This is a genomic window from Oceanobacillus bengalensis (genome assembly GCF_003628445.1).
GTDB lineage: Bacteria > Bacillota > Bacilli > Bacillales > Amphibacillaceae > Oceanobacillus > Oceanobacillus bengalensis.
The window spans coordinates 23,443-42,866 of record NZ_RBZO01000012.1 but is presented as its reverse complement, the minus strand read 5'-3'; the positions used below and the strand labels follow the sequence as shown (position 1 = coordinate 42,866).

Sequence of the window (19,424 nt, the reverse complement as noted above, 5' to 3'; positions counted from 1 at the left end):
CTTAAATAAAGTAGGAAAATGAGGAGGTTTTATATGAAAATAAGTGTAAGCATGTATAGTCTGCATAAAGTAGTGAATAAAGAAAATTGGACGGTTCTAGATTTTATTGATTATGCAAAAAGTATCTCATTAGATGGCGTTGAATTACTGGACATTTATTGGAAGGATAAAGAAGCAGAAATCGAACAGGTGAAAAGGGTGCTAGAAGATGAGCAAATGATCGTTTCTGCATATGATGTAACGAATAATTTTGTGAAAGAGACGGCTGAGGAACGTAAGCAGCAAGGGGAAAAGGTTCTGGACGGAATACGTGTTGCAAAACAATTAGGGACAGACGTCGTTCGTGTGTTCTGTGGAGATTTAAATGGAGAGCTTACCTATAAGGATGGTCAAAATTGGATTGTAGAAGGGTTGAAAGCATGCGCAACTCTTGCTGAGGAAGAAAAAATCTATTTGGCGATTGAAAATCATGGACTTTTAGCCGGAAAAAGTGAACAAGTGGAAGAAATCATTCAAAAGGTGAATAGTCCTTATGTCAAATCAACATTTGACACAGGAAACTTCTTATTAGTACATGAAGAGCCAACCAAAGCCTTCGAACGCTTAAAGGATAAGATAGTACATGTTCATTTTAAGGATTTTAGAAAGAAACGTAAGGATGAAAATATACCTGCATTTCTTTCTGTTAAAGAGGAAGAGTTAATTGGAACCGTACCAGGGGATGGACAAGTTGACCTTGATTACATTGTTAAAGGATTAAAAAATGCGAATTATGGCGGATTTTTATCTGTTGAGTATGAAGGTCCTGATGATCCAAAAACATCTACAGCGGAAGCGGTAAAAAGATTAAGAGATTTACGGGAGGCATGAGAAAGTTCTATGTTAATAAAAAGGAAAGAGGTAGGAATAAAAGTAATTTATTTTAGAAAGATCTGAACCATGCCTCAAAATCATTTATTACAATCCAAATTACTACGGATTTGATATAAGCTTTGGACTTATTTAATACATAACGACTAGATACTCTAACATTATTAAAAACTATTAATAATAGGATTAATCCATACTAGAAAATAGAGAATGAAAGATGAAACTTCTTAAGAAACAAATAGATCACGCAATTTGCGGATGTCGTCCTTCTTGGAGGCGCGAAGGAGTCACCTCTAGAGAGTGGATCACTTACAGCAAAGATTTCCCAGCTGTACATCGTTGATCTGCTATGTACAGGAATTGCATTACGTACAAAGGAAAAGACCTTGGAAATGAAAAAGAAAACAGCGCAGTCTGTTGTTAATAAGATTTACTGATAGGGCAGAGTAGGTGAAGTGATGAAATAATACATCCCTTGGTATTTTACTTATTGCTGATAACTTATTATCAAATACACCTTTTGTCGTGGTATGATTGCATTTGGAGGGGAATCGTTATTATGAATATTATTAAAGTAAAAGACTATGAAGCCTTAAGTGAGAAAGCGTGTGAGTACCTTATAGACAGGATACGAGCGGTAGAGAAGACGGTGCTTGGGTTAGCAACAGGCTCAACGCCAGAAGGTTTGTACAAACGTTTGATTGAAAAATATCGTGAAGGGAACGTTTCTTTTAAAGACGTTACGACCTTTAACTTAGATGAGTATGTTGGGTTGAAAAAAGAAGATCCGAATAGCTACTATTATTTCATGAAGGATAAATTGTTCAATCATATTGATGTAGAAATGGAAAATGTCTATTTACCAAAGGGTGTTGTTGCTGATCTTGAGGGAGAATGTTCTGAGTACGAAAGATTAATCCAAACAGCAGGTAACATCGATGTCCAGATCCTAGGATTAGGATTAAATGGGCATATTGGTTTTAATGAACCAGGTACTGCTTTTTCGAGTAGAACCCATATTGTTGAGCTAGATGCATCTACAAGAGAGGCAAATGCGCGTTTCTTTGATTCCATTGATGAGGTACCAACACAAGCAATTACAATGGGTATTGAAACAATTATGGAGAGTAAAGAGATTGTGTTGCTCGTTTCTGGTGAGAAGAAGGCAGAAGCTGTGAAGCAGTTGATAGAAGGAGAAGTTAGTGAAGATTTTCCTGCGACTGTCTTGCGGAATCATGATAAAGTAACATTGATTGCAGATGAAGGGGCTTTAGGGAAAGTCGGTAAAAGCCTTTTATTGAAGTAATACTTAATTGAATTAGTATATTTAAGGGGACAGCTTGACCATGTTTAGATGCTAAAAGGTAATCTTTTCATGGAAAATATAAAAAAAGCGACGCTACATCCAAAAGATGATTTCTGTATTGAACAGGAATCATCTTTTTTATCTCTAAAAATTGTACATTCCAGATGAAAGTCGGAGTATATTCATCAATCCATTCCACAAAAAAGAAGTTAAATTCCTGTACGAACGAGTGAAAGATAATGGATGTTTAGATGAAAATGAAGGAGCTCAACTAGGTAGTTGGCGATCACCCTGTTGATAGTAGTCCAATACGTTTAGTTATTTATAGGTAGTTTACTAGTTATACGAGGAAATGATACATTCCTTTCTGTAAAACTAACAATCACATAAACGATATGTCCAATACTTACACCATTCCCTTAACAATCCATTTATAAGTTTTCTAAATGATGCATATTATCTCTTGATTGTACGTACAATTTATATTAAAATAACATCATACAAACCAAACATACGTATAAGGGTTGTTAAGTGGAAAGGTGTTGATTTCTATTGATGAAAGAATTAAAGGAACAAGTATTAGAAGCGAATTTAGCACTCCCTAAACACGGACTAGTTACATTCACGTGGGGAAATGTAAGCGGTTTTAATAAAGAAGATGGCTTAGTTGTTATTAAACCAAGCGGCGTTCCTTACGAGGAATTAACTGTAAATGATTTAGTTGTACTAGATTTAGAGGGAAATATTGTAGAAGGGCATTTAAAACCTTCCTCAGATACACCCACACATTTAGTTCTATATAAAAACTTCCCAGATATTGGGGGGGTGGTACACACGCACTCTCCGTGGGCAACTAGTTGGGCTCAAGCAGGACAATCACTACCATGTCTTGGTACAACGCAAGGGGATTATTTCTATGGATCTATTCCGTGTACGCGTCGAATGAAACCAGAGGAGGTCAGGGGTGAGTACGAGTACGAAACAGGGAATGTTATTGTAGAAACGTTTTCTAAGAATGGTATTGATCCAAATGACATTCCTAGTGTATTAGTTCATAGTCATGCTCCATTTAATTGGGGTAAAGATGCACGTGATGCAGTGCATAATGCAGTTGTCCTAGAAGAAGTAGCAAAAATGGCGTTACACACTTATCAAATCAATCCGGATACTCCCTCGATGGATCAAGTTTTATTAGATAAGCATTATTTAAGAAAACATGGCGCAAATGCATATTATGGTCAATAAAAGTAAGGAGGACACCTATTATGACAACAAAATATACAATCGGTGTTGATTATGGAACAGAATCAGGTCGTGCCGTTCTCGTTTCTTTAGTTGATGGAAAAGAAATCGCTGATCATGTTACTCCATATCGACACGGTGTAATAGACGAGGAATTACCAGAATCAAAAATTAAATTAGGTTATGAATGGGCGCTTCAACATCCAGCAGATTATATTGAAGTGTTAAAAACTTCTATTCCAGCTGTTTTAAAAGAAACAGGTATTAATCCAGTAGATGTAATCGGAATAGGAATTGATTTTACTGCATGTACGATGCTCCCTGTTGATCAAAATGGAGCACCATTATGTTTCAATCCTAAGTTAAAAGATAATCCACACAGCTGGCTGAAGTTGTGGAAGCATCATGCGGCTCAACCAGAAGCGGATAAATTAAATGCAATTGCAGAGCAACGAGGTGAAAAGTTCTTACCACGCTATGGTGGGAAGATTTCATCAGAATGGATGATTGCAAAAGTATGGCAAATCCTTAATGAGGCACCTGAAATCTTTGATCAGACAGATAAATTTGTGGAAGCAACAGATTGGGTTATTTCACAATTAACGAACAATCTTGTACGTAATAGTTGTACTGCTGGATATAAATCGATTTGGCATAAACGTGATGGCTATCCTAGCAATGATTTCTTTAAAGCATTAGATCCACGTTTGGAAAATCTGGCGGAAACGAAATTACGTGGCGATATTTTACCACTTGGAACAAAAGCTGGAGAGTTAACGAAGGAGATGGCAAATGCAATTGGCCTAAATGCAGGAATTGCCGTTGCTGTCGGGAACGTAGATGCACATGCAGCTGTTCCGGCAATGGGAGTTGTAACCCCTGGAAAAATGGTGATGGCAATGGGGACATCTATTTGTCACATGGTACTTGGAACAGAAGAAAAGCAAGTGGAAGGTATGTGTGGAGTTGTTGAAGATGGAATTATTCCAGGCCTTTACGGATATGAGGCAGGGCAGTCAGCAGTAGGTGATATTTTTGGGTGGTATGTCGATCAAGCAGTTCCAAGCGATGTGAAAGAAGCGGCAGATAAAAAGGGATTAAATGTTCACCACTATTTAGAGAAAGAAGCAACTAAATATCAACCTGGAGAAATTGGTTTATTAGCATTGGATTGGTGGAATGGTAATCGTTCTACATTAGTAGATACGAACCTAAGTGGCCTATTAGTGGGGATGACTTTACAAACTAAACCAGACGAAATTTATCGTTCATTACTAGAAGCAACAGCATTTGGTACCAGAAAAATTGTTGATGCATTTCATCAAAATGGGGTTGCGGTGGACGAACTGTACGTATGTGGTGGATTACCACAAAAAAATCAATTGCTCCTACAAATTTATGCAGATGTTACAAACCGTACCATTAACGTGGCTGATTCCAAACAAACTCCAGCATTAGGTGCAGCGATGTTTGCGGCGGTTGCAGCGGGAGTTGAAAATGGCGGATACGACACGATCGTTAATGCTGCTGAAAAGATGGCACGGGTGAAAGAAGAAACGATTGTACCAATACCTGAGAATGTAGAAATCTATGAAAAACTTTACCAAGAATACACTAAACTTCATGATTACTTTGGACGAGGCGAAAATGATGTAATGAAAAGATTGAAGGCGATTCGTCCAGATGTAAAAGAAACAATTACAGTTAACTAAGGGGGAAGAATCATATGTTAAAACTTAGACCATACGAATTCTGGTTTGTTACAGGTAGTCAACATCTATACGGCGAAGAAGCAATACAAGAAGTAGAAAGGCATTCAGTAGAAATGGTAACGGGATTAAATGAAAAAGGAAATTTTCCATCTAAGATTATATTCAAATCGGTATTAACTAATGCCTCTGACATCCACAAATTAATGCTAGAAGCGAATGCTGATGAAAATTGTGCAGGGTTAATTACGTGGATGCACACATTTTCACCTGCAAAAATGTGGATAGCGGGTTTAGATGCATTGAAAAAGCCACTATTACACTTGCATACACAATACAACCGTGACATTCCATGGGAGTCAATCGACATGGATTTTATGAACCTGAATCAGTCGGCACATGGTGATCGTGAATTTGGGTTTATGGTGACACGTCTTAAAGTACCAAGAAAAGTTGTTGTAGGTTATTGGCAGGATACGGAAACGAATAGCAAAATTTCAGGATGGATGCAAACAGCAGTTGCATTTACAGAAGGTACGAACGTTCGTGTAGCTCGTTTTGGAGATAATATGCGAAATGTTGCGGTAACAGATGGTGACAAAGTAGAGGCGCAAATTAAATTTGGTTGGACTGTTGATTATTACGGAATCGGTGATCTCGCCTCTGAGATTGCTTTAATTTCTGAAGAAGAAGTAGACAAATTGTATGATACGTATAACGAGTTGTATGAACTTCCTATTGAAGCGAATGAGCCAGGAAACGTTCGCAACTCTATTAGAGGACAAGCGCGAATCGAATTAGGACTAAAATCGTTCCTATCAAAGGGAAACTATAATGCATTTACTACTAACTTTGAAGATTTATATGGTATAGAGCAATTGCCAGGCTTAGCTGTTCAACGGTTAATGGCTGAAGGTTATGGATTTGCCGGAGAAGGAGATTGGAGAACGGCAGCATTGCTTCGAGTGATGAAAGTGATTTCGGATAATAAAGGTACCTCATTTATGGAAGATTATACGTACCACTTTGAACAAGGTAACGAAATGATTCTAGGTTCACATATGCTTGAAGTATGTCCTACGATTTCGGCAACGAAGCCTAGAATCGTTGTAAATCCTCTTTCGATGGGTGATCGTAAGGATCCAGCACGTCTCGTATTTGATGGTCGTGGAGGAGATGCAATAGCTGCTTCACTTGTTGAAATGGGAGGCCGCTATCGTCTAGTTATTAATGAGGTAAAAGCAGAACAACCAGAAATTGATACACCTAATCTACCTGTTGCGAAAGTATTATGGAAGCCGGAACCATCCCTGGCAGAATCAGCAGAAGCATGGATTTATGCTGGTGGTGCACATCATACTGTATTTTCATTTGAAGTTACAACGGAACAACTATATGACTTTGCAGATATGGCGAAGATTGAATGTGTTGTAATTGATAAAGATACGAACTTGAGACAGTTTAGAAACGAATTAAATTGGAATGAGGTAGTTTGGCGGAGGTAAAGTCTTTTCTTAGCATAGAAATTATGAAATCATATCAGGGGTTTACTTAAATTGGATACTATGTAAATACGGGTGGTATTCAATCTGTGTGGTTGACCCCTTATATGGTACTTTATTCATAAAAAATGCTATTTAGAAAATTGTTGCAAAATGTAATATAGTAGATTATAATCTAAACATAACATCTTATACGTACAAATTATAGGTAATTGACTTTAGTCGCCGAACATATTCGTATAGGATAACCAAAAAGGAACCAATAGTTATCATGTTATGATTCTGGGAGGTGATAGAATAATAGAGTAATTAATTTAAACCTTGTTTGTAAACGCTGTCAAGTTAGGCTGGTCTTTCCTTAATAAAAGTTTTAAGAAGTTGGGATTTGCGATGAAATACTGATTATAGTTTACAGTATAAAAATAATCCAGGGGGTTAAGCGCAATGAAGAAAATAATGATGATCTTATTTGTTTCTTTAATAGCAATTGGTTTAGCGGGCTGTAGTTCCGATGAAAATGTAATTGAATTTTGGACACCACTTACTGGTGATGATGGTGCATATATGAATGAGCTTGTTGATGAATATAATGAACAGTCTGAGCAAGAACTTGAAATTAAGCATGTTATTACATCTGATATGTACACGAAGCTTTATACGGTAATGAACTCTGGAAGTGGTATACCAGATCTTACGTTAATTCATGCTGACCGTGTCCCTAGTTTTGCTAAACAAGATTTATTAGAGCCGATGACTTCAATTATGGAAGCGCAATCAGAGTTGAATGAGGATAATTATTTATCTGAAGCATGGACGGCGGGGATTGTTGATGGAACGCAATACACAATTCCGCTAGATATCCATGGTAGTGCGATGTACTATAACAAAGATTTGCTAGCAAAATATGGCGTTGAGCACTTTTTAGATGACGATATAGTTACATACGACGAAATGCTATCTCTTGAAGGTAAATTAGATGAAGGTGATTACGTTGTTAACGATGCATTAATGGGGTGGGTGATCTTAGCGCAAATTCAAAACCTAGGTGGAGATATCCAGATTGACGGAGAACCAGCAGTAAATACTCCTGAAATGAAACAAGCAATTGAACAAACCAAAGCAATAGCTGATGCTGGTTTAATGACGCCATATGGTGAAGATGGTTACTTAATGTTCCAATCTGGTAATGTTTTATTCTCCACTGACGGAACTTGGAGCTCTACTGGACATGCTCAAGTAGAAAGTCTGAATTTCGGGGTGACCAATATCTACTCATTTGAACCAGATACATTCCATAACCGTGCATCTTCTCACTTATTCTCTATGATGAATAATGAAGAAAGGACAGATGAAAAAGAAGCTGTCATTGGTGATTTTCTAGAATACATTCGTGAAAATTCTATTAAATGGGCTGAAGCAGGCCAAATCGTTGCAAGTAAAGAAGTAAACGAAAGTCCTGAGTATGAAAAATATATGCAATCTTTCTTCACTAAAAATGAAGCCGAGGAAGATTCATTACACATATACACTTATGAACATTATCCATACGTAGCAGAAGCTATTGACACCTATATTGCAGATTTAGTACATGGCGAAATGGATATTGATGAGGGATTAAAGGAAATGCAGAAGGTTGTTGACGACAAAGTAGCTGAAGGATCACTAGATATAGAGAACGCTGAAACTGACGCGGAAGAATAGATGAAAGAGGCTGTCCCAATAGGATAGTGTTGGACCTTTTTTAAGGTCAAATCCTTTAAGGGCAGTCTTTTTTTAAAATAAGGAGGCAATGGAACGATGAAAAAGAAAATGAATTTATCACCTATTTTCTTTGTCGGTCCCCACATTATACTATTTATCGTTTTTATTTTATTACCATCGTTATACGGGATATATGCTTCATTTACACAATGGAATCTAGTTGGTGACCCTGTGTGGGTTGGATTAGATAACTATAAAACTATTTTATTTGACCAAGATTCAACATTCCATTATCAATTCATAAATGGTATGAAAAATACCTTCATATTTGTCGGTATTAGTGTTCCTTTAATGATTATCATTCCATTACTAATTGCAGTAGCGCTCGAACATAAAGGTGTAAAGATGAAGAGTTTCTTTCAATCTATTATCTATGTTCCAGGGCTAATATCTATTTCAGCCGCGGCACTAATCTGGTCACTAATTTTTAACAAACAATTAGGGGTTGTTAATAACCTATTTGGTTCAGATACGGTTTGGTCCGCGACTCAACCATTTGCTTGGATTGTTATATTTGTCATTACAATTTGGGCTGGTGTTGGTGGTAATATGATAATTTACCGCGCTTCCATTAATGGGGTTCCAAAAGACTTATATGAATCCGCTCAAATAGATGGTGCTGGACCAATTCGACAGTTTTTTAGTATTACATTACCATCTATTCGTTTTCCGTTAATTTATACACTAGTTATGACCACTGCTGGTGCCTTTAATGTCTTTGCACAGCCACTAATGATGACGGCTGGTGGTCCAAGACAAGGGACAACGGTGCTAATGATGTATATTCGTGATTTAGCATTTAGTAGCGGTGAATCCATTGCAGGTATAGCTTCTGCTATGGCGGTATTACTAGGGGTTGTTATTTTGATTATATCAGCTTTACAGTATTACTTGATGAATCGAAATGCTAGTTAAAAACTGGAAACGAGAGGGGTAGGATGAAAATGACAAAAAAAATTAGTATATCAAAGTATTTATCTTATCTATTTTTAATAGTTGTTAGTGCCATTTGGGTTATTCCTTTAATATTTGGTTTAGCCACATCTTTCAGGTCTCAAACGGAGGTAGTTACAGCTGGGTTTAGATTACTACCTATCAATTGGGTTGTTGAAAACTATGTAACGATATTCTCTGATACATCGTCGGCACCGATTTTACGTTGGATAGGGAATTCCTTATTTATTGCAATATCACATACCATCTTAGTTGTTATTGTCATCTCAATTACTGCCTACGGATATTCACGTATGAAATTCAAAGGTAGAGATGTAATGTTCTTTACATTACTTGCGATATCTTTCTTTCCGAGTGTTGTAAACTTGATTCCTTCCTACAAGATTATTGATATGTTAGGTTGGGTAAATACACCTTGGGCAATGATTGTACCTGGACTAGCAGGTATGGGGAATATATTCCTAGTTAGACAGTTTATGAAAAATATACCGAGGGAATTGGATGAATCAGCTCGTGTCGACGGAGCGAGTGATTTTCAAATTTATTCCAGGATTATTTTGCCAGCGATTAAACCGATTTTAATTGTTTGCGGACTTTTCTCCTTTGTTGGATCATGGAATGACTTCCTATGGCCAGTAATTGTTTATACGGACGTTGAGAAAATGCCTGTAACAGCTGGTTTGCTTCTATTACAAGATATTTACGGAAACTATCGTATGATTGGTCAGTTAATGGGATCAGCCATCTTAGCGATTATCCCAACCATGTTGCTATTTGTTTTTGCACAAAAGTATTTTGTACAGTCACTGGATTTAAATTCAGGTATTAAAGGTTAAGCGGCTAAGGAAATTAGGAATTAAAAATGTATGAAAAGGTGAGGAATAAATATGAACAGAGGATTGGAAAGAAAATTATTGTTTACAGGAGCGGGTTGGAATTTATTCACCGCGTTATTAACAATCTTTAGTTATCATACTTGGTTTAATAACCAGGGTGCAAAGCAGCTGGGGAATGCAGATGGTAGTACACTATTAGTGGGAACACATCTGTTAGATAATGTATCAAAAGTAATCTTGACATTCGGGTTGTTCATGTTTGTTGCCTCTATTTTAAACTTTCTCATTGCGGTAAAACTAAAGGATAATATGATCCAAAAGAAAGTACTAATTTGGATTGGTATTTGGGCTGCTGTTCAATTGGCAACGATGGACGTTATTGGCTTTGTTATTTACTTACTTGCGTTTGTCATTTACTTTGCAAAGAATAAAGCAATTAAACTATCAAATGGAGTATTAGAATGATTCCAAAAAGGGAAATAAGTCACTACTTCATTACTGTGATAATATCAGCTTCTTCATATTACCACAGTGATGAAGTATATTGTGATGTCTTGGTTAGGAGGATGAATGACCTTTGATTGATTCAAATAATATACCAAATGAGACGATATGTGACCGCGCTAACTTATATGACGAGACAAAATGGACCACGGTGAATGCGCATGATCCCGCCATTTATAAGGATGGGGGCTGGTATTATGTTTTCTCTACGGATGCACAAATAGAAGGTGAAGCTAAACCAGGAATACAAATAAGGAAATCGAGGGATTTAATTAACTGGCAATGGGTTGGCCGAGCATTTAATGAAGTTCCGCCCCCTGCGAAAGAATGGACAGGTGCAAAAGGACTTTGGGCACCAGATGTAACAAAATTTGGAGAAACGTATTATTTATATTATGCTGCGTCCCAATTTGGGAAAAGTCAATCCTTTATTGGTGTTGCCACAAGTAAAAATATTGAAGGTCCATGGGAAGATCAAGGAGAGGTTTTTAAAACCAAACATGGTGAAGAAGGTCCTAATGCCATTGATCCAAATATAACCTTTGATGAAAATGGTAAACCGTGGATGGTTTATGGCTCCTTTTTTGGTGGAATTTTTGTCGCGGAGATTAACCCAACTACTGGTAAGTTAAGGGAATATGGCAGAGGGAATCTAATTGCTAAACGGCAAATCAGTGTGGAAGGTGCTATCGAAGGGCCCTATATTGTCTACCATCCTAAGTTAAAATACTATTATTTATTCGTATCCTATGATTCGCTTGCGTCTAATTATAATATACGCGTTGCACGTTCCAAATCAATATCTGGTCCGTATGTCGATTTGAATGGAAATGAAATGACGAATACAATGATATCTCCGAATGATGTTGGTTTAAAAATCCTTGGTGGATATAAATTTCAACATACAGAAGGATGGGTGGCTCCAGGCCATAATTCGGTTTTAAAAGATGGAGATAACTATTATGTATGCCACCATATTCGGACTAAGAAAGATAAAAGGTGGCATTATTTACATATTCGCAAAGTTGTCTGGACAAATGACGGTTGGCCACTTGTATCTCCAGAAAGATATGCTGGGGAAGAAGAGGTTCCTATTCAAAGGAATGAGATTTCAGGTTATTGGGAGTACATCTGTATGGATAAAGATAACAATGACCAAATTGAATCGCAATTAATACAGGTTTCTGATGGTAAAAACAATCAGTTAGAAGCGTGGAAGCAATTATCTAATAATCGTTTTATTTTATCCCTAAAGGATAAAGAGATAGAAGGAATAGTAATGCCGGGTTGGGATTGGGAAGAATGGCATCAAACATTGGTATTCATGGGAAAAGACAAACATGGCGATGTTATACTTGCAAAAAAGAAGATGTACGAATAACTTATAAATATAATTCAAACTTTATATGTGGAATAAAATATAAAGGAAGACAGATCCACACATTAAGGATAATAAGGATGCCTATTATTTTTGATTGCTATCCACTTGACAAATGGCAGGATTTTTCTTAATCTAAATACATAATATATGTACGTACAAGATGTTCTAAATGTATTTATTTTAGACAATATGTACGTTTGAATATTAGAAAGCATAGTTTTGAAGATTTACTGCTTACCTCATTATTGTAAACGTTTTATATGATGGAAGAGCGATTCTTGTTATTAACTAGATTTCATTCAATAGAAAGGATGATAGGGTGTGTCAAGGGAATTCTCAAAAGCAGATATGCTAATTGATAAAGAGTTTAAAATCGCTGAGATAGACAAACGAATATATGGTTCTTTTATAGAACATTTGGGAAGGGCGGTTTATGGAGGAATCTATGAGCCTGGTCACTCAACAGCAGATGAAAATGGATTTCGTCAAGACGTTATAGAGTTGGTAAAAGAACTACAGGTACCTATTGTACGTTACCCTGGTGGTAATATGGTATCCGCTTATAACTGGGAAGATGGTGTTGGACCCAGAGAAAACCGTCCAAAACGATTGGAGCTGGCTTGGCGTGTAACCGAAACCAATGAGATGGGTACGAATGAATTTATGGATTGGGCAAAGGCAGCCAACACCGATGTCATGATGGCCATTAACTTAGGTACAAGAGGTATTGATGCTGCAAGAAACTTAATCGAATACTGCAATCATCCAGGAGGTACGTATTGGAGTGACTTAAGAAGAGAACATGGTTATGAAAATCCTCATAATATTAAAACATGGTGCTTAGGAAATGAAATGGATGGTCCGTGGCAAGTAGGACATAAAACGGCCAATGAATATGGTCGCATTGCTGCAGAAACAGCAAAAGCACTAAGGTTAGTAGACCCAAGCATCGAATTGGTAAGCTGTGGGAGCTCAAATTCCAATATGCCAACATTCCCTGAATGGGAGGCGACGACGTTAGATCATACTTATGAGCATGTGGATTACATTTCTCTCCACCAATATTACGGAAATCGTAACAATGATACAGCCAATTATCTAGCAAAATCATTGGATATGGATAACTTTATTAAAACCGTTATCTCTACATGTGATTATATTAAAGCAAAAAAACGTAGTAAGAAAACAATCAATCTAAGCTTTGATGAATGGAATGTATGGTTCCATTCAAATGAACAGGATAAACAAATTGAACCATGGACTGTTGCACCACCACAATTAGAAGATGTGTATACCTTTGAAGACGCACTTTTAGTAGGAAGCATGTTAAATACGATGCTAAAACACTCGGACCGAGTAAAGGTTGCATGTATGGCACAACTTGTTAATGTTATTGCACCAATTATGACAGAAAATGGTGGAGGAGCTTGGAAGCAAACCATCTTCTATCCGTACTACTACACATCCGTATATGGACGAGGGACTGCATTAAATCCAATTGTACAATCTCCTAAATATGATAGTAAAGACTTTACAGATGTGCCGTACTTAGATACTTCTGTTGTCTACAATGAGAAAAAAGACGAACTCGTAATCTTTGCAGTAAACCGTCATCTAGAAAATGACTTACATGTAAATATAGATGTCCGATCATTTGAAGGTTTTGAAGTGGTGGAACATGTCGTGTTAGAAAACGAAGATGCAAAAGCAACGAATACATTAGAAAACGAACAAGTAAAACCACATTCTAATGGACAATCCTATAAAGAAGTTGGAAAAGTTGTAGGAATACTACCGAAATTCTCTTGGAATATGATTCGCTTGCAAAAGCAAAAAATAAATAAATAAAGTTTACGGATTGAAGGGATGTAAATCAATTGAAACATCACTTATTAGCACCAACACCACCAATGGGCTGGAATAGTTGGGATTGCTATGGTGCAACCGTTACCGAAGAAGAAGTAAAAGGCAATGCAAAATATATGGCTGAATTTTTGAAGGAATATGGATGGGAATATGTGGTTGTAGATATCCAATGGTATGAAGCCGGTGCTAAATCATCGACCTATCGTCCGTTTGTGCCAATAGAAATGGATGAATATTCCCGGTTGGTTCCAGCAGTAAATCGTTTTCCGTCAGCAAAGGAAGGAAAAGGTTTTAAACCGCTGGCAGAATATGTTCATAATCTAGGTCTGAAATTTGGCATTCACATCATGCGTGGAATACCTCGTCAAGCAGTACATCAAAACACAGCTATTTTAGGGACAAGTATTCGAGCACGAGAGATTGCTAAGCCTAACTCAATTTGTCCGTGGAATACAGATATGTATGGTATTGATGCGACAAAAGAAGGAGCGCAGGATTATTATAACTCCCTGTTTCAACTTTATGCAGAGTGGGGAGTGGACTTTGTAAAGGTAGATGATATTTCTGATTCCAAGTTATATGGAATCCATACCGAAGAAATCAAATTGATTCGAAAAGCAATGGATCATTGTGAACGGGATATGGTATTAAGTCTTTCACCAGGGCCAGCTCCACTGGAACATGCTAGTTTACTAGAAGAAAATGCCAATATGTGGCGGATGACGGATGATTACTGGGACCTTTGGCCATTACTTTATGACATGTTTGATCGCTGCAATAAATGGAGTAAACATGTTGGTCTAGGACACTGGCCAGATGCAGATATGCTCCCGCTCGGGCATATCGGTATTCGCTCTGTGGATGGTGGAGCTAGTGATAGATGGACCCGTTTTACCAAAGATGAACAGATCACCATGATGACACTATGGAGTATTTTCCAGTCGCCACTAATGTTTGGTGGAGAATTAAGAGATAATGATGAGTGGACATTATCCTTGTTGACCAATGAGGAGGTTTTGGAGGTTCATCGTAATTCCAGCTGTTCGAGACAAGTGTGTAGAAATGAAGATAAAGTAGTGTGGGCAGCAGATGACAATAACGGAAATATGTATGTAGCATTATTTAACATCGGAGAATCTAGAGAAAATATAAATATAGCTTTGAATGAAATAGATGGGAACTTAACTGGGAAAGTTCAAGTAAGGGATATATGGCGAGAAAAACAGTTAGAACCTGTTCAGGACATGCTAAGTTTTAAACTGGATCCACATGCTTCAGTTTTATTAAAACTATCACCAATACAGGTTTACACTCCTAAAATAAACTTATAAGAGGTGTCAAAATGTCAAATAAAATTACGATTAATACAGATATTGTAAAAGGAAAAATTAACAAAAATATCTATGGTCATTTTGCAGAACATTTAGGTCGTGGAATTTATGAAGGGTTATGGGTTGGGGAAGACTCCTCCATTCCAAATACAAACGGAATTCGAAATGATGTATTAGAAGCTCTTAAAAAATTGGATATTCCAGTGCTTCGCTGGCCTGGTGGCTGTTTTGCTGATGAATACCACTGGAAAGATGGCATCGGACCACGTGAAGGTCGTAAGCGGATGGTTAACACACATTGGGGCGGTGTTGTTGAGAATAATCACTTCGGAACACATGAATTTATGATGCTTTGTGACATGTTGGGTGCTGAGCCATATATTAATGGAAATGTTGGAAGTGGTACGGTCCAGGAGATGTCAGAATGGGTTGAGTATATGACATTTGACGGAGAGTCGCCAATGGCGAATTGGAGACGTGAAAATGGGAGAGAAGAACCCTGGAAACTGAAATATTTTGGTGTAGGTAATGAAAACTGGGGATGTGGTGGTAACATGCGCCCTGAATACTATGCTGACCTGTACCGTCGTTATCAAACCTATGTAAGAAACTATGGGGATAATCAAATTTACCGTATAGCCGGTGGTGCGAACGTTGATGATTACCACTGGACAGAAGTGTTAATGCGTGAGGCACATCATTTAATGGATGGGTTGAGTTTACATTATTATGTACATCCAGGTGGCTTCTGGAATAAGGGACAAGCAGTCAACTTTACAGAAGTAGAATGGGATGAAACGATGCAGCAAACGATGTATATGAATGAATTGATAACGAAACATAGCACAATTATGGATAAATATGATCCTGAAAAACGCATCGGCATGATTATTGATGAATGGGGTGCTTGGTATGATGTAGAGCCAGGAACGAATCCAGGATTCCTGTATCAACAAAATACGATAAGGGATGCAGTGATTGCTGGCGTTCACTTTAATATTTTTCATGAGCACAGTGATCGTGTGCAAATGACAAATATTGCTCAAATGATTAACGTCATTCAAGCAATGATTCTTACTGAAAACGATAAAATGATTTTAACTCCAACGTACCATGTATTTGAAATGTACAAAGTCCATCAGGATGCAGATAGAATTGCATTAGATTTTCATGTAGATACAATCAATGAAAATGGTTTCACATTCCCACAAGTAAGCGTTTCTGCTTCAAAGGCAAAAGACGGTACAGTAAACATTAGCTTATGTAATCTTGATAAAGCAAAAACAGCTAGCCTTGACTTAGATTTACGAGGACTTGATGTATCTGAAGTAACTGGACGAATCTTAACTGCAAATGAAATGAATGCAATAAATACATTTGAAGAACCAGAAAATGTAACTCCTAAAACTTTTACTGGATTCACGAAAGAAGGGAATAGACTAGATATCGAATTACCTTCTAAGTCTGTTGTTGTATTGTCAATCAAATAATCGTTTATAAATGTAATGAGGATGGGACAAAAGAAATTTAGTAAAGAAAAGTCCAAGCTATAAGTTTAAATCCTCCATTAAATTCAAATTAATGGAGGACTTTGTATAAACTTCGGATCTATTTAATTCAGTATTGTGTAAAACACGTCGTTCCGGAAACACACTTCGCTTTCCACGGGCGGCTGGTGAGCCTCCTTCGTGCTAACGCACTACGTAGTCTCACCTAGGCCTATCCTCCCGTAGGAGTCTCCGTGTGTTTCCTCCACTAAGCTCCTGCTCTACTTGATTTCCACTAAAAAATGCTATTTTTGTGAGGTAGAACTGCCCAAAACGTGATTTTATGTTCAATAGCTTTAATAAAATCTAGAGCACTTAACATAGCGGAGGCAGAATGCGAAGACTCCTGTGGGAACAGCACGTGTCCGAAGACCCCGCAGTGAGCGGTCTTTGCTCGCGAGGAGGGCTGAGGCCGTGCCCACGGAAAGCGAAGTATTCTGCCGGAGCGATTGACAGCTCCTAACATTAATAAGTGTGAGCGAGAGCTTCACTATTTTGAATTAAAGAAATCAACACTTTATATCAACTGCGAATTAACATTCAATTGTAAAAAGTTAATATTATGAGCTTCCTATGCTATAATATTCGCCTTTTGATTGGAAGGTTTTAGTTTTGTCCCAGCCTCATCTTTAAAAGCAATGAAACTTAAGGGGTGATGAGATGATTAAGGTTCAAATGAAGGATAGATTCTGGAATAAATACATGGAAGTTGTGAGGAAAGAGGTTATCCCTTATCAATGGAATGCACTGAACGACCGCTTACCAGATACGGAACCAAGTCATGCGATTGAGAACTTAAAAATTGCAGCAGGGGAAGCTCGGGGTGAATTTTATGGAATGGTTTTCCAGGATAGCGATGTTGCAAAATGGTTAGAGGCAGTTGCCTTTAGCTTGGAAAATCACCCAGACCAAGCACTAGAAGAAACGGCAGATGAACTGATTGATTTATTAGGTAGAGCACAGCAGGAAGATGGTTATCTAAATACTTACTACACAATTAAAGCACCTGAACAGCGCTGGACAAATGTTCGTGACAATCATGAATTGTATTGTGCTGGTCATTTAATCGAAGCTGCTGTTGCTTATTATCAAGTCACTGGAAAACGTAAATTTCTTGACATTATGTGTAACTATACAGATTATATCGACACTGTATTTGGAAACGAAGAAGGGAAAATCCGTGGCTATCCTGGACATCAAGAAATTGAATTAGCCTTAGTTAAACTATTTGATGTTACTGGAAATGAAAGGTACTTAGAATTAAGTAAATATTTCATTGATCAGCGTGGACAAAATCCGCATTATTTTGATATGGAAAGGGAAAAACGGGGCGATACAAACCCATTCTTTTACCACCATGGTTATGAATACCACCAAGCACATGAACCTGTTAGAGACCAGGAAAAGGCTGTTGGACATTCGGTAAGAGCAATTTATATGTACGCAGCGATGGCGGACCTTGCATTAAAGACAAATGATGATTCTCTGAGAAAGGCATGCGAAAGACTGTGGGATAATCTAACCAAAAAGCAAATGTACATCACTGCTGGAGTTGGGTCCAGCGAATTTGGGGAAGCTTTTTCCTTTGATTATGATTTGCCTAATGATACCGCCTATACCGAAACATGTGCATCAATAGCATTAGTTTTTTGGGCGAAGCGGATGTTAGACTTAGAGACTAATAGCAAATATGCAGATGTGATGGAAAGGGCACTTTATAACGGAACCATTAGTGGGATGGATTTAGATGGGAAGAAGTTTTTCTATGTGAATCCATTAGAGGTCTGGCCAAAAGCGTGCACGAGACATGATAAACGACATGTGAAACCAGTGAGACAACCATGGTTTACCTGTGCTTGCTGCCCTCCTAACCTTGCAAGGTTAATCAGTTCTATTGGTCATTACATGTATTCCAAGGACGATAATCAACTATTTGTACACTTATATGCTGGAAATCAGACAGATGTAGAATTAAATGGGCAAATGGTGAATATTATTCAAACGACAGAATATCCTTGGGATGAAAAGGTTACTTTATCCATTAACCCGGAAACAGCAGATTCCTTTACCATTGCATTACGTATTCCAGGTTGGTGTAAACAGCCAGAACTATGGGTAAATGGTGAAAGAATCCATGTCGGTATTGTTTCGAAGGATGGTTATGCGTATATCCAGCGCACATGGGAAAAAGGTGATCACATTGAATTGCTTTTCCCAATGCCTGTAAGACGTATGAAATCCCATCCTAGTGTAAGGGTAAATGCTGGAAAAGTTGCCTTGCAAAGAGGGCCTGTAGTGTACTGTTTAGAAGAAGTGGACAACGGGAAGAACCTTTCTAATATCTACCTGCCTAAAGCAAGTAGATTTGATGTGACTTTTGACAAAGACTTATTGGAAGGTGTTGTCACGATAAAAGGAGATGCGGTAAGAATTGACCCTAATGCGTGGGAAGACAATCTATACGCATCGAATGATGATGAGCAGATTCTAGTGGAAATAAAAGCAATACCGTACTATGCTTGGTGCAATCGTTCTCCTGGGGAAATGTTAGTCTGGATTAATGAAGTGTAATGGAGGGGAATATTCAGTCGAGCGAATAATGTTATTTTTACGTT

Annotated in this window: 14 protein-coding genes; all 14 read left to right on the top strand. The window is 37.6% G+C overall.

Annotated elements, in window-relative coordinates; all coding sequences use genetic code 11:
• Positions 1 to 33 precede the first annotated feature (33 nt).
• A complete protein-coding gene (locus tag D8M05_RS09290) occupies positions 34 to 870 on the top strand; it encodes a sugar phosphate isomerase/epimerase family protein (RefSeq protein ID WP_121131048.1) in 837 nt (278 codons plus the stop codon).
• 559 nt (positions 871 to 1,429) lie between these two features.
• Positions 1,430 to 2,176 (top strand): glucosamine-6-phosphate deaminase, encoded by a 747-nt coding sequence (gene nagB / locus D8M05_RS09285; RefSeq protein WP_121131046.1) that lies wholly within the window; start codon positions 1,430 to 1,432, stop codon positions 2,174 to 2,176.
• 555 nt (positions 2,177 to 2,731) lie between these two features.
• Entirely contained in the window at positions 2,732 to 3,421 is a 690-nt protein-coding gene (gene araD, locus D8M05_RS09280; protein WP_183072755.1) for an L-ribulose-5-phosphate 4-epimerase, read from the top strand.
• Between the two features lie 20 nt (positions 3,422 to 3,441).
• Complete coding sequence (locus tag D8M05_RS09275; protein ID WP_121131040.1) at positions 3,442 to 5,130, top strand: ribulokinase; 1,689 nt, start codon at positions 3,442 to 3,444, stop codon at positions 5,128 to 5,130.
• Between the two features lie 14 nt (positions 5,131 to 5,144).
• Complete coding sequence (gene araA / locus D8M05_RS09270; RefSeq protein WP_121131037.1) at positions 5,145 to 6,632, top strand: L-arabinose isomerase; 1,488 nt, start codon at positions 5,145 to 5,147, stop codon at positions 6,630 to 6,632.
• A gap of 441 nt (positions 6,633 to 7,073) precedes the next feature.
• Complete coding sequence (locus tag D8M05_RS09265; RefSeq protein ID WP_121131034.1) at positions 7,074 to 8,330, top strand: extracellular solute-binding protein; 1,257 nt, start codon at positions 7,074 to 7,076, stop codon at positions 8,328 to 8,330.
• A gap of 96 nt (positions 8,331 to 8,426) precedes the next feature.
• Positions 8,427 to 9,305 (top strand): carbohydrate ABC transporter permease, encoded by an 879-nt coding sequence (locus tag D8M05_RS09260; RefSeq protein WP_121131031.1) that lies wholly within the window; start codon positions 8,427 to 8,429, stop codon positions 9,303 to 9,305.
• 29 nt (positions 9,306 to 9,334) lie between these two features.
• Entirely contained in the window at positions 9,335 to 10,180 is an 846-nt protein-coding gene (locus D8M05_RS09255) for a carbohydrate ABC transporter permease (protein ID WP_121131029.1), read from the top strand.
• Positions 10,181 to 10,231: 51 nt separating this feature from the next.
• Positions 10,232 to 10,645: a hypothetical protein gene (locus D8M05_RS09250; RefSeq protein ID WP_121131026.1), complete on the top strand. Its 414-nt coding sequence runs from the start codon at positions 10,232 to 10,234 to the stop codon at positions 10,643 to 10,645.
• A 112-nt stretch (positions 10,646 to 10,757) separates the two neighbouring features.
• A complete protein-coding gene (locus D8M05_RS09245) occupies positions 10,758 to 12,065 on the top strand; it encodes an arabinan endo-1,5-alpha-L-arabinosidase (protein ID WP_121131023.1) in 1,308 nt (435 codons plus the stop codon).
• A gap of 348 nt (positions 12,066 to 12,413) precedes the next feature.
• Positions 12,414 to 13,913, top strand: coding sequence for an arabinosylfuranosidase ArfA (gene arfA / locus D8M05_RS09240; RefSeq protein WP_121131195.1), 1,500 nt, complete (start codon positions 12,414 to 12,416; stop codon positions 13,911 to 13,913).
• Positions 13,914 to 13,942: 29 nt separating this feature from the next.
• Positions 13,943 to 15,262, top strand: a complete 1,320-nt coding sequence (locus tag D8M05_RS09235) for a glycoside hydrolase family 27 protein (RefSeq protein WP_121131019.1) — start codon at positions 13,943 to 13,945, stop codon at positions 15,260 to 15,262.
• Between the two features lie 11 nt (positions 15,263 to 15,273).
• Positions 15,274 to 16,752 carry an alpha-N-arabinofuranosidase gene (locus D8M05_RS09230; protein ID WP_121131016.1) on the top strand — a complete coding sequence of 493 codons (1,479 nt, stop codon included), beginning with the start codon at positions 15,274 to 15,276 and terminating at the stop codon, positions 16,750 to 16,752.
• Between the two features lie 717 nt (positions 16,753 to 17,469).
• Complete coding sequence (locus D8M05_RS09225; protein ID WP_121131013.1) at positions 17,470 to 19,380, top strand: glycoside hydrolase family 127 protein; 1,911 nt, start codon at positions 17,470 to 17,472, stop codon at positions 19,378 to 19,380.
• The last annotated feature ends 44 nt before the right edge of the window (positions 19,381 to 19,424 follow it).